Raw genomic sequence first — 11540 nt, 5'->3', positions numbered from 1 at the left:
GGTTCTTGCGGCCATTCACGGCCGTAACCGCGGACGACGGTCCGCGCCTTCCGAGGAGCGGGTCCTCAGGCGGGCATTCTCTGCTCGAATGCCTTTACCAGTACAGAGTGGCGGTCATATTGATGGACGATCGGGGCGGGGCGGCCATCCTCATTGAGCAGAAATCCGTCCGCCAGCGTGAACGCGGCCGGGTCCAGGCATCCCAGGGTGGCGATAGGCGAACGGAGCGGCTGGCAAAGGTGCACGTCCGCCAGCTCGCCTTCGTGCAGCAATTTGTTGTGAAACGCCTGATCGTAAATTCGCGTCTTCATCTTGCTGAACGGCTGCCACAGGGTCTCGGCCAGGATCTGATCGATATATTTTTTGATGGAATTCACATCGCCGAAGGTAACGCCCGAACATGACACCTGTTGACTGCCGATGCGCGCCAGCATCGCCTCGCCGTAAGCGTCCATGATCCATTCTCTGTCGAAGGGCTCGGTCGCAATCGTCAGCGCGGGATTTTCCATGCCCAAGTAAAGCCCGCTACTCCATCCCAAAAAGGGATCGGACTGGAACACTACGTCGCGCACATCGCTCAGGAGCACCCTGGAGAAAGCATCGTGCTTGGCCAGGTAGTCGGCGTAATGGAAATAGCGGGTCACATGAGGCATGCCCTGGAACCGCAGCAGGCGGCGCTTGAGCGAAGGTATGGACTCGGCCGGCATCATGGCGAAAAGCCGCTTGATGCAGGAGCGCACGAGTTTGGCGTGCTCACGGATGCCGCGGATCTTGACCAGTTCTACGTCCAATCCCGGCGCATACTTTCGCACCAGCTCGCGCGTAGCCGTCTCCTGGCTGCGATAGATGAAGAACACCAGGGTTCCCTGAAACCCCGTCGCCACCAGGCTCTGCAAGAACAGCCGGACTTTGCCGGGTTCGTAACCAGCCGCCGCACCCATCACCAGCGGACGCCGGTCATCCATCGCTGTCGTCCCCGTCACGCCACCCGCCATGCGCCACCCTCGTCATTCGGCCCCGCCAAGAGCGCCGCTACTCATTCGTCTACAACAAAGCGCCAGCAATCCATGACGATTGGGGGCAAATTCTTTGAAGCCGCCTGACCCCGAGGTGACTCGTTGGATTTTTCGATCGCTCGATGCCATGGCCGCCGTCGTCGAGTCGAGCGCCCCTACTTCGCTCCAGAGGTACCCCGTAGGCAGCCGATAAACGAGTGATCGGCTGCAGCAGCATCGGCGCTTTCCCCAAGGCCAACGGCGCGCGAAGGCAAGCCCCCAACCGCAGCCTGCGCTCTTGTTCCCATTTCTGATTCTGGTGCCCGAGGCTGACGTCTGCCTGTCGGGGCGTTGCCGGGCGCGGATAAATGCCCGTAACGGCGATCGACGAGCGGAGGAGCTTTTGGAACGAAATCTTCTCGCGTTCGGCGCCAGTAGCCTGGCGTGGAAATCCACGCCTGATTATCCAGCGAAATTAAAAAAAGCGATCTCATTGAATATCGGCGTCCGGAATCCATCGATGGAGCCGCATAACCCCAAGCCGATAGTTCGGACCTTGAATTAAGACTCCAATCGCCAAAAAGGCGCGGTGGTCCGAATCGTTTCGATCGCCGTCTGCCTGCCAAGGCTAGGCTCTACCCATTATTGAGATCCGCCCTGATAGCAAGGCGCCCCGTTTTATGAAGCGCCTTCATTTCAGCCATACGGGATCGCCGGCGCTCAATAGCCGGTTAAATTTTCGGAACGCATCAGGCAATATTGCGCGATGCAAACTCTCCCGCTCACCCTCGTCGTCATGACCTACAACGAGGCGAAGAACATTGCCCGTTGCCTGGACAGCGTGCCGTTTGCCGCCGAGAAGGTCGTGATCGACAGCGGCAGCACCGACGACACGGTGGCGATCGCCCAGGCCCACGGGGCCCGGGTGGTGCACCAGGAGTGGCTGGGCTTCGGCCCGCAGCGCAACTTCGCCACCACGCAGTGCAACCACGACTGGATCCTGGCGCTGGACGCGGACGAATACCTCACCCCGGCCCTGGCCGAGGAAATGGTTGCGAAGCTCCCGGCGCTGATGGCCAGCGACGCCTGCGCCGCCTACCTGCGCCGCGCCACCATCTACATGGGCGCGCCGATGCGCTTCTACCTGCCCTCCATGGGCGAGAAGATGGCCCGCCTCTACCACCGCGACCGCGCCCGCTGGGCGGACGTGCGCGTGCACGAATCGCTGCGCTTCGACGGCCCCTCGGTCACTTTCCAAGCGCGTTTCAACCACGAGAACAACCCCAGCCTGCCGGAGAAGCAGATCAAGGTGTTGCGCTATGCGGAGCTGAAGTGCCGCGACTGGCTGGAGAAGGGCAAGCCCGTGCGCATGTGGCAGACGCCGTTCGTGTTCGCGCTGGCTTTCCTCAAGGACTATGTGTTCCGCCTCGCCTTCCTGGACGGCTGGCGCGGCTACGCGATCGCGCAGACCGCCGCTTCGTACGCGGTGTACAAGCGCATGCGCTACTACGAAATGCGCCACAACCCGGCCTCGCTGGAAAGCGCGGCCCATGCCCTGACCCGTCACGGAATCGATCGCTGACCATGCCCAAGCACTACCTTCTCTACGGCTCGGAGCGCTACGCGCTGGCCATCCTGCGCCCCGTCCAGGAAGCCATCCGCGCCCGCGGCGACGAAGCAGCCTGGTTCTTCGATGGTCCGGGCGCGGAAGACCTGGTTGAAGGCGAGCAGCTGCTCACGGTGAATGAAGTGCGCGCATGGAAACCCATCGCCTGCATCACCTCGTCCAACCACCTGCCGCACTTCTTTCCCGGCGTGAAGGTGGAGACCTTCCACGGCTTCGACGCCGGCAAGCCGCGCCACATCTATATCCGCGGCTTCTTTGATCTGTACTGCACCACCGGCCCGCGCGATACCGCCAAGTTCCAGGCCCTGGCCGACGAGATGGGCCACTTCGCGGTGGCCGAGACCGGCTGGCCCAAGCTCGACCCCTTCATGAAAGAGATCGCCGGCCCGCTGCCGCCCGTGCGCGAGAAACCGGTGATCCTTTACCACTCCACGTTCTCGCCCTCGTGGAGCGCGGCCGAGACCCTCTACGAGGAAGTGAAGCGCCTGTCGCAGAGCGGCGAATGGCGCTGGATCGTCACCTTCCACCCGAAGATGAACCCGGAGACGATCGCCAAGTTCAAGGCGCTGCAAGGCGAGCACCTGACCTTCGCCGAGAACGACAACATCCTGGAGCTGTTCCCGCAGGCTGATCTGATGTGCTCGGACACCTCGTCCGCGCTCAACGAGTTCTTGCTCACCGGCAAGCCGGTGGTGACCTTCAAGAATCGGCGTCCAGGCCCGCAGCTCATCGATATCGACGACCCGGCCCAGTTCGAGCCGGCGATCCGCCGCGCCCTCAGCCGCCCGCCCGAGCTGATGCAGGCCATCCGGGAATACGCGGACGCCATCCACCCCTACCGCGACGGCCATTCCAGCGAGCGCGTGCTGGACGCGATCGACGCCTTCATCGCCAAGGGCGGGCGCAATCGCCGGCCCAAGCCGCGCAACTGGTGGCGCAAGCTCAAGCTGCGCCGCCGCATCGGCTACTGGGGTCCGGCCCGCTGGCCGAAGGGCTGATAGGACGCGGTGTGAACGGCGCCGCACTCGCTGAGCGACCGGAAAGCCCGGCCGCACTAGAATCGCAACATCTCTGAGAAAGAAGCCGCCCGTGCCCTCCAGCGCCTACAGCCGTTCCGAACACCTGCGATCCCTGTGGCCCTGGCTGCCGCTGTGGACCGCGGTCGCCCTGCTGGCGATCTTCTCGCACGGGCCGATGCCCCTGTATTCCACCCGCACCCTCGCCGTGGCGTGGGAGATGTGGAACCACGGCCACTGGCTGGTGCCGCACATCAATGGCGAGCCCTACAGCGAAAAGGTGCCGCTGCTGTTCTGGCTGATCCACGCCGGCTGGTTCGTGTTCGGGGTCAACGACGTCTGGCCGCGCATCCTCGAGGTGATCTTCGGCGGCACCGAACTGGTGCTGCTGGCGACCCTGGCGCGGCGCCTGTTCCCCAACCGCCCGTGGGTGGCCAAGGGCGCGCCGTGGATGCTGCTGGCGCTGGCCTATGCGTTCCTGTTCGGCCTGCAGATCATGTACGAGGTGCTGCTGGCCGTGTGGGTGCTGGCCGCACTGCTGTGCCTCACGCCGAAGACCGACCGCGAGGAGCCGCGCTGGCTGCTGTTCGGCCTGTGCATCGGCGCGGGCCTGATGACCAAGGGCCCGGTGATGTTCCTGCACATCGCCTTCCCCTGGCTGCTCGGCCCGCTGTGGAGCAGCTGGGCCAATACCCACCGCGTCCGCTGGTACGGCCGTGGCGTGCTGGCCATGCTGCTGGGCGGCGCCATCCTGCTGGCCTGGGCGCTGCCCGCCGGCTTCAGCGGCGGCGAGGCGTATCGCCAGCGCCTGTTCTTCACCCAGACGGCCGGCCGCGTGGTGGACGCGTTCGATCACGCCCGCCCGTTCTGGTGGTACCTGCCGATGATTCCGGCGCTGCTGTTCCCCTTCAGCGGCTGGCCGCGCGCCTGGGTGGCCCTGGGCGCCCTGCGCCGCCCGCTGGAGCCGGGCATTCGCTTCGGCCTGTGCTGGCTGCTGCCGATCCTCGTCGCGTTCTCGCTGATCAGCGGCAAGCAGCTGTATTACCCGCTGCCGGAGTTCGCCGGGGCAGCGCTGCTGCTGGCCGGCGCCATCGCCGTACTGCGCGAGAAACGCCCCGCGCTGGCCAACTCGGCATGGCTGGGCACTTGGCCGCTGGGCGTCGGCGGCCTGCTGTTCGCGGTGTTCCTGTTCGTGCTGCCGAACCTGGTGGCGCACAACGTCATGCATGGCGAGTTCATCGACGCCACCTCGCAGTACAGCCGCTTCTTCAGCATCGTGTTCGTGGTGCTTGGCGCGCTGCTGCTGCTGCGCGGCCGCGGCGAGCTGCGCCGCCTGGCCATCGCCGGCCTGGTGGGCACGCTGGCGCTCAACACGCTGTTCACCCTGACTATGTGGCAAAACTTCGACCTGCGCCCCGCCGCCCAGCTGCTGGGTGCCGCGGATGCCGAGGGTCGGGCCATCGGCTACGTCGGCAACTACGAAGGCCAGTTTCACTTCGAAGGCCGCATCACCCGGCCGATCGAGCGGCTCAATGAAGGCGAGTCCATCCAGGCCTTCGCCCGTGCCCATCCGAACGGACTGATCATCACCCGGCCGGAGAAGCTCGATGCCGCCGACCTGCGCTATCCGTTGCTGGTGCAGCCGTTCCGCTCCAGCTGGGTGGTGATCTGGCCGGCCGCCTCGCTGGCCGCCCAGCGCGCCGGCCACACGCCGCCGGAGCCGCCGCATCCGACCCGCATCTACCAAGTCGATGCCTGGCGCTACCGCGCCTTGCAGTAAGCCGCCGATGAACGCCGCGCTGATCGCCAACCTGCGCGCCCAGTGCGGCGGCCCCCGCGACGGCGCCTTGCTGCGCTTCTCGCTCGGAAACGCCCTGCTGAGCGCCGGCGACGCGCCAGCTGCGGCCGTGGAACTGCGCCAGGCCGTGCGCTTCGACCCGCACTATTCCGCTGCCTGGAAACTGCTCGGCAAGGCCCTGCTGGCGACGGACGACCGCGCCGGCGCCGCCGAGGCCTGGCGCCAGGGCATCGCCGCCGCGCAGGGGCGCGGCGACAAGCAGGCCGAGAAGGAAATGACCGTGTTCCTGCGCCGCGTCGAGCGGGACGCGAACGACCCCGGCTGAGGCTCAGCGCCCCTCGTCCAGGATCTCCGGGTGGTCGTACGGGCTCGGCCGGTCGTTGGCCGAATAGCGCTTGTAGTGCCACTGGTACTGCGCGTAAGCCAGCTCCACGCAGGCCTCCACACCCCGGTTGAGCGCCGTGCAGGCTACCCGCTGGTCGGCATCCGCCAGACCTTCCGGCGCCGCCAGCAGATGGATGCGATAACCCTCTCCGCGCGGTAGCCGCTCGGCGAAGGCGAACAGCACCGTCGCCCCCGTGCGGGCCGCCAGCCGGGGCAGCAGCACCATGGTCAGTGCCTCCCGGCCGAAGAACGGCGCGAACTGGCCCTCGCCCTCGCGCGGCTTCTGGTCCGGCAGGATGCCCACCGTGCCGCCGGCGCCCAGGCGCTTGAACAGCGTGCGTACGCCCGCCCCCTCGGCCCGCACCTGCTCCGGCGCCAGCGCGCCGCGCGCCTTGCGCAGCAAGCCTTCGATCGCCTCGATGCGCGGCGGACGGTACAGGATGGCCATCGGCGTCTTGCGGCACAGCCAGTAGTTCAGCAGCTCCCAGCAGCCCAGGTGCGGCGCGGCGATGATCACGCCCTTGCCCGAGGCCAGCGCCGCATCGAACAGTGCCTCGCCACGCACCTCGCGCACCAGGTCCAGCGCGCGTTCGGCATCGCTGCCCCAGATCTTGGCGATCTCGGTGATGGACTTTCCGCTCTCGATCATGACCTCGCGCAGCAACGCCCGGCGCGCCGTCGCGTCCAGGCCGGGCCGGGTGATGCGCAGGTTCACGTCGGTATTGCGCACGGCCTTGCCGTCCAGCCGCAGGGACAGCCGCCCCAGCAGCGCGCCGAAGCCATGCAGCATGCGCAACGGCAGCCGGCCGACGAGACGCAGCAACAAGTAGAGAAGGTAGATATCCAGGCGCATAAGCGGCGCAGTGTAGCCGCAGACGCCGCGCCTCCGGCCCGCGCGGCGGCTCGAGCCGTGCACATTCCTGCCGCTACGTCGTTTTGTGGGTAACCTTGCGCCGCCCTCCATGCCAATCGTTCATTGATGATCGCCCTGATCCAGCGCGTCCTTTCCGCCCGCGTCGACGTCGACGACGAAACCGTCGGCGCCATCGGCCCTGGCCTGCTCGCCCTGGTCGCCGTCCAGCCGACCGACGACGAAGCCAGTACCCGCCGCATGCTCGAACGTCTCCTCGGCTACCGCGTCTTCGCCGACGAGCAGGGCCGCATGAACCGTTCGCTCAAGGACACCGGCGGCGATCTGCTCCTGGTCAGCCAGTTCACCCTGGCCGCCGACACCCGTTCCGGCATGCGGCCAAGCTTCACCACCGCCGCGTCGCCCGAACAGGGCCGCCGTTGGTTCGACCGGCTCGTCGAATTGGCGCGGGATGCGCACCCCAGGGTGGAAATCGGCCGGTTCGGTGCCCATATGAAGGTCCAGCTGGTCAACGATGGACCAGTCACCTTCTGGCTCGAAACGCCATGACCGCGGACCCTATGCGAGGCCGCGACGATTCTCGAAAAAACTTCCCAAACGGCGGGTGCTTGGCGCGCTTTTTGCGTGTACCGGGTGCCCAGATTTTTCACTTGAAAACTGGTCAAAAAAGCATCACATCGCTATACTGACCGGTTCCTGCATATGCGGCGGTAGGTATGAACAGCAAAGCTCCCGAGCAACAGTCCGAAATCAAGGCGCTCATTTCCAAAGGTCTCGAGCAGGGCTACCTGACCTACGCCGAAATCAACGACCACCTGCCCGACGACATCGTCGATCCTGAGCAGATCGAAGACATCATGGCCGTCCTCAAGGGCGTGGGCATCGAAGTGCACGATGCCGCCCCGGACGCCGACCCGCTGGCCGACACCGCCAGCGGCACCGCCACCGACGACGAAGCCGCGGCCGAAGAAGCCGTCGCGCTGCTGTCCGCCGTCGACTCCGAAGTGGGCCGCACCACCGACCCCGTGCGCATGTACATGCGCGAGATGGGCACCGTCGAACTGCTCACCCGCGAAGGCGAAATTGCCATCGCCAAGCGCATCGAGGAAGGCCTGGGCCAGGTCCAGACCGCGCTGGCCAGCTTCCCGCTCACCATTGAGATGCTGCTGGAGGAATACGACCAGCACCTGGACGGCAAGCGCCGCCTGAGCGAGATCCTGGCCGGCTTCGCCGACCTGGAGGAAGCCGCCGACGCCGCCCTGGCCGCCGCCGAGGAAGAAGCCGCCGACAGCGACGCCGAGACCGACGAGGACGACGAGACCGAAGGCGCCGCCGAGGACGAGGAAGCCGGCCCGACCGGTCCGGACCCGGAAGAAGTCAAGCGCCGCATGGAACTGCTGCGCGACTACTACGGCAAGTTCCAGAAAGCCGCGGCCAAGGTCACGGACATCAACGACAAGAAGATCACCAAGCTGCGCGAGCAGATGGCCGAGGAATTCCTCAAGCTCAAGCTCCCGTCCGCGCTGATCGACAGCTTCGTGCGCAAACTGCGCGAAGTGGTCAACGACATCCGCCACCACGAGCGCGTGCTCATGGACATCTTCGTCAAGCAGGTGAAGATGCCCAAGGCCGAGTTCATCAAGACCTTCCCCAGCAACGAGGGCAACCTCGAGTGGGCGAACGAGCTGGGCCGCAAGCGCCAGAAGTGGTCGCCGAACATCAAGACCTACAAGGAATCGATCGACGCCGAGCAGGAAAAGCTTGCCGCCATCGAGCACAAGCTGTTCCTGCCGCTCACCGACATCAAGGAAATCAACCGCACCATGTCGGTCGGCGAGGCCAAGGCCCGTCGCGCCAAGAAGGAAATGGTGGAGGCCAACCTGCGTCTGGTGATCTCCATCGCCAAGAAGTACACCAACCGCGGCCTGCAGTTCCTGGACCTGATCCAGGAAGGCAACATCGGTTTGATGAAGGCGGTGGACAAGTTCGAATACCGTCGCGGCTACAAGTTCTCCACGTACGCCACGTGGTGGATCCGCCAGGCCATCACCCGCTCCATCGCGGACCAGGCGCGCACCATCCGCATCCCGGTCCACATGATCGAGACGATCAACAAGCTCAACCGCATCTCCCGCCAGATGCTCCAGCAGTTCGGCCGCGAGCCGACGCCGGAGGAGCTGGCCAAGGAGATGGAGATGCCCGAGGACAAGATCCGCAAGGTGCTCAAGATCGCGAAGGAACCGATCTCGATGGAAACCCCCATCGGCGACGACGAAGACTCGCATCTGGGCGACTTCATCGAGGACACCAACGCCAGTTCGCCGATCGAGTCGGCGACGGAAACGGGCCTGATGGAAACCGTGCGCGAAGTGCTCGCCGGCCTCACCCCGCGGGAAGCGAAGGTGCTGCGCATGCGCTTCGGCATCGACATGAACACCGACCACACCCTCGAGGAAGTCGGCAAGCAGTTCGATGTCACCCGCGAGCGCATTCGCCAGATCGAAGCCAAGGCCCTGCGCAAGCTGCGCCACCCGAGCCGTTCGGAGCAGCTGCGTTCCTTCCTCGACATCGACTGATCGCTGCTAGCCAACGGAAGAAACGAAAAGCCCCGCGCAAGCGGGGCTTTTTTTTGCGCGGCGAAAACGCTCAACCGCCCATGTCGTAGAAGAACTGCTCCTTGTCGATCTTGCCTTCCTTGTTGACGTGATAGACGCAGATCTCCGTCATCGGCACGCGCCCGTATTCCTTCATCGTCACGTCCAGCGTCATTTCGCAACTGAACCAGTTGCCCGCCACCACCGGATCGCTCACATGGCTGCTGTGCACTTCCACGATCGACTCGTTGAACTTCCGGCCTTTCTCGTAGATCGCCTCCAGCCCCTTCACCGACCCCAACGTCCCGGGCGGCAAGCCTTCCGGCTCGAGACTCACCGCATCCTGCGCATACAGCTCCTTCTGCGCCTCCTCGTACTTGCCCTCGCGACACAAAGCCACCAACCGCTTCGCCACCGATTCCGTGCTCATCGCACCATCTCCACGCGCCAAAGGGCCTATCAGCCTACGCTGAAGCCCGTCGCCCCGAATGTGTCTTTCACCCGGGCCGCACCCTCGACGCTCCATCCAGCCGCCGCTAACATGACGGCCTCGCGCAAGCCCGGCCGCGCAACGCGACCGGCGGGTTTTCAGGGCCTATAGCTCAACGGTTAGAGCAGGGGACTCATAATCCCTTGGTTCCAGGTTCGAATCCTGGTGGGCCCACCAGCTTAGTCGTAGCCGCGTATGTGTTGCGATCCATCAAAGTTCGTCCGGTCTGGCCAGTCTTCGATGGATATCCGCCAAGTTTGTCCACGATGCGCGCATAACTACATACCCGACACACGGCAGGTTCCCGAGAGCGTTGCTGTCACAGGAGCGGACGAAGGCCGCGCACCGGGCTCACCGCCTCGAGCAGCGACGCGACATGAAGGATGGTCGACTCGGCTTGCCACTTGCCGACAATCTGCACGTTGATCGGCAGGCCTTCCTTACTTGTGCCAAACCGCATCGAGACACCCGGCAAGCCGGTGACATTGAGCGGAACGGTCGCGCCCTGAAGATAGGTTGCATCTACGGTCTGGCCGTCAATGGTGAACTCCTCGACGCCATGCTTGTGGGCCGGAATCGGGAGAACATGGGTGATCAGCGCATCGTAGCGACTGAAGTAATCGGCAAAACCGTCGCGCAATCGCTCGGCCGCTTGCTCGGCTTCGATGTAGTCATCTATCGACGTGTCGGGAAGCGAGAGCATCGTCGTTGCCATCTTGTAGATGTCATCCCGGCTCCGACCGGCTGTGGCGGCGGCAAAAGCAGGCTTCATCTCCATGACGTGCAGCTTGTTGAAAACATCGAGCGCAAAGTCGCGTTCCAGGGCAGAGATACCTACCTGTTCGACAAAGACGCCGATTTCCTTCAGCGTCTCGGCGGCCTCTCGCACGGTGGCCGCCACCTCGGGATCGACCGGCCCGAAGCCCGGCCCCACCATCCAGCCCACCCGGAGCGGGCGATAGGGTTGGCGGAGGATGCCGGTATCGAACTGGACCGTGCTGCTGGCAAATGCGTCCCGGCCGTCAGGACCGGCCAGTAGGGAGAAAGCAAGCGCGATGTCGCGAATCGAACGGGCCATCGGGCCGACATGCCAGAAGCGGCGTGGAGCGCGTGGCCAAATGCCTGTCATGGGCACGCGGCCATGGGTTGCCTTCATTGAAGTGATACCGGTTTGTGCAGCTGGGCCGCGCACGGAAATGGCGAGATCAGTGCCGAGGCCGATCGGCGACATGCCCGCCGCGATAGCGGCCGATTCGCCACCGCTGGAACCGCCGGGCGTGCGAGTCAGGTCCCACGGGTTGTTCGAGCGACCAGAGAGTAAGTTGTCGCTCTCGATCCAGTAGGAAAACTCGGGGAGGTTGGTCTTCGCGAGCAGGATGCCACCCGCCTTCTTCAGGCGCGCTACGCTTACTGCGTCGACATCAGGTACGCGACCTCTGAAGATCGGCGACCCGCGCTGGGTCAGCACACCGGCGGTATCGATGGAGTCCTTCGCGGTGAAGGGCACACCATGCAGTGTCCCGAGTTCTTCACCCGCGAGCACAGCCGCCTCCGCGACCTTCGCGGCTTTGAGCGCGCCATCGGCGATCGTAACGATGGCATTGACCTTGAAATTCACTGCAGCGATACGGTCAAGGTGTGCTTGCATAACCTCGACCGGAGACACTTCCTTGGTGCGAATGAGCTCAGCTAGCTTCGTTGCGTCTTGGTAGACAAGTTCGGTGCTCATGAGCGCCTCTTGGTGGGGTGGGTAGTGGGCAACAAC

The 11540-nt window shown here is 64.7% G+C and carries 10 protein-coding genes and 1 tRNA gene; 7 read left to right on the top strand and 4 right to left on the bottom strand.

Annotation, left to right across the window (positions count from 1 at the left end):
• Nucleotides 1-65: 65 nt before the first annotated feature.
• Nucleotides 66-995 carry a hypothetical protein gene (locus tag RKE25_RS02320; protein ID WP_311840657.1) on the bottom strand — a complete coding sequence of 310 codons (930 nt, stop codon included), beginning with the start codon at nucleotides 993-995 and terminating at the stop codon, nucleotides 66-68.
• Nucleotides 996-1761: 766 nt separating this feature from the next.
• Here RKE25_RS02320 and RKE25_RS02315 point away from each other — a divergent pair.
• From RKE25_RS02315 to RKE25_RS02300, 4 genes are all read left to right on the top strand, one after another.
• Nucleotides 1762-2577, top strand: a complete 816-nt coding sequence (locus tag RKE25_RS02315) for a glycosyltransferase family 2 protein (RefSeq protein ID WP_311840656.1) — start codon at nucleotides 1762-1764, stop codon at nucleotides 2575-2577.
• Nucleotides 2578-2579: 2 nt separating this feature from the next.
• The gene (locus RKE25_RS02310; RefSeq protein WP_311840655.1) at nucleotides 2580-3620 is read left to right on the top strand and encodes a CDP-glycerol glycerophosphotransferase family protein; all 1041 of its coding nucleotides are present in this window, start codon (nucleotides 2580-2582) and stop codon (nucleotides 3618-3620) included.
• Nucleotides 3621-3711: 91 nt separating this feature from the next.
• Entirely contained in the window at nucleotides 3712-5418 is a 1707-nt protein-coding gene (locus RKE25_RS02305; RefSeq protein WP_311840654.1) for a glycosyltransferase family 39 protein, read from the top strand.
• A gap of 7 nt (nucleotides 5419-5425) precedes the next feature.
• Entirely contained in the window at nucleotides 5426-5761 is a 336-nt protein-coding gene (locus RKE25_RS02300) for a hypothetical protein (RefSeq protein ID WP_311840653.1), read from the top strand.
• Between the two features lie 3 nt (nucleotides 5762-5764).
• On the opposite strand, the gene RKE25_RS02295 is transcribed toward RKE25_RS02300, so the two are convergent.
• On the bottom strand, nucleotides 5765-6673 hold the full coding sequence (locus tag RKE25_RS02295; protein ID WP_311840652.1) for a lipid A biosynthesis acyltransferase: 909 nt from the start codon (nucleotides 6671-6673) through the stop codon (nucleotides 5765-5767).
• Nucleotides 6674-6799: 126 nt separating this feature from the next.
• On the opposite strand from RKE25_RS02295, the gene dtd reads away from it, so the two are divergent.
• Both dtd and rpoD read left to right on the top strand, forming a co-directional pair.
• The gene (dtd, locus tag RKE25_RS02290) at nucleotides 6800-7240 is read left to right on the top strand and encodes a D-aminoacyl-tRNA deacylase (RefSeq protein ID WP_311840651.1); all 441 of its coding nucleotides are present in this window, start codon (nucleotides 6800-6802) and stop codon (nucleotides 7238-7240) included.
• Between the two features lie 167 nt (nucleotides 7241-7407).
• Complete coding sequence (gene rpoD, locus RKE25_RS02285; protein WP_311840650.1) at nucleotides 7408-9267, top strand: RNA polymerase sigma factor RpoD; 1860 nt, start codon at nucleotides 7408-7410, stop codon at nucleotides 9265-9267.
• 70 nt (nucleotides 9268-9337) lie between these two features.
• Here rpoD and RKE25_RS02280 read toward each other — a convergent pair whose 3' ends face one another.
• Complete coding sequence (locus RKE25_RS02280) at nucleotides 9338-9715, bottom strand: SnoaL-like domain-containing protein (protein WP_311840649.1); 378 nt, start codon at nucleotides 9713-9715, stop codon at nucleotides 9338-9340.
• Nucleotides 9716-9876: 161 nt separating this feature from the next.
• Between RKE25_RS02280 and RKE25_RS02275 the strand changes: the two genes are divergently transcribed.
• Nucleotides 9877-9952 (top strand) — tRNA-Ile (locus RKE25_RS02275).
• 142 nt (nucleotides 9953-10094) lie between these two features.
• On the opposite strand, the gene RKE25_RS02270 is transcribed toward RKE25_RS02275, so the two are convergent.
• A complete protein-coding gene (locus tag RKE25_RS02270) occupies nucleotides 10095-11504 on the bottom strand; it encodes an amidase (protein WP_311840648.1) in 1410 nt (469 codons plus the stop codon).
• Nucleotides 11505-11540: the final 36 nt, after the last annotated feature.

It is taken from the genome of Dyella sp. BiH032 (assembly GCF_031954525.1).
Taxonomy (GTDB): Bacteria; Pseudomonadota; Gammaproteobacteria; order Xanthomonadales; family Rhodanobacteraceae; genus Dyella_D.
Note: the sequence above shows the minus strand (reverse complement) of the source record. Positions and strands in the feature narration are given on the sequence as shown.

What these genes read in the sequence shown, in the direction of transcription:
- RKE25_RS02280 (WP_311840649.1), bottom strand. Translation starts at nt 9,715, where the DNA reads ATGAGCACGGAATCGGTGGCGAAGCGGTTGGTGGCTTTGTGTCGCGAG.
- RKE25_RS02270 (WP_311840648.1), bottom strand. Translation starts at nt 11,504, where the DNA reads ATGAGCACCGAACTTGTCTACCAAGACGCAACGAAGCTAGCTGAGCTC.
- RKE25_RS02315 (WP_311840656.1), top strand. Translation starts at nt 1,762, where the DNA reads ATGCAAACTCTCCCGCTCACCCTCGTCGTCATGACCTACAACGAGGCG.
- dtd (WP_311840651.1), top strand. Translation starts at nt 6,800, where the DNA reads ATGATCGCCCTGATCCAGCGCGTCCTTTCCGCCCGCGTCGACGTCGAC.
- RKE25_RS02310 (WP_311840655.1), top strand. Translation starts at nt 2,580, where the DNA reads ATGCCCAAGCACTACCTTCTCTACGGCTCGGAGCGCTACGCGCTGGCC.
- rpoD (WP_311840650.1), top strand. Translation starts at nt 7,408, where the DNA reads ATGAACAGCAAAGCTCCCGAGCAACAGTCCGAAATCAAGGCGCTCATT.
- RKE25_RS02320 (WP_311840657.1), bottom strand. Translation starts at nt 995, where the DNA reads ATGGCGGGTGGCGTGACGGGGACGACAGCGATGGATGACCGGCGTCCG.
- RKE25_RS02295 (WP_311840652.1), bottom strand. Translation starts at nt 6,673, where the DNA reads ATGCGCCTGGATATCTACCTTCTCTACTTGTTGCTGCGTCTCGTCGGC.
- RKE25_RS02300 (WP_311840653.1), top strand. Translation starts at nt 5,426, where the DNA reads ATGAACGCCGCGCTGATCGCCAACCTGCGCGCCCAGTGCGGCGGCCCC.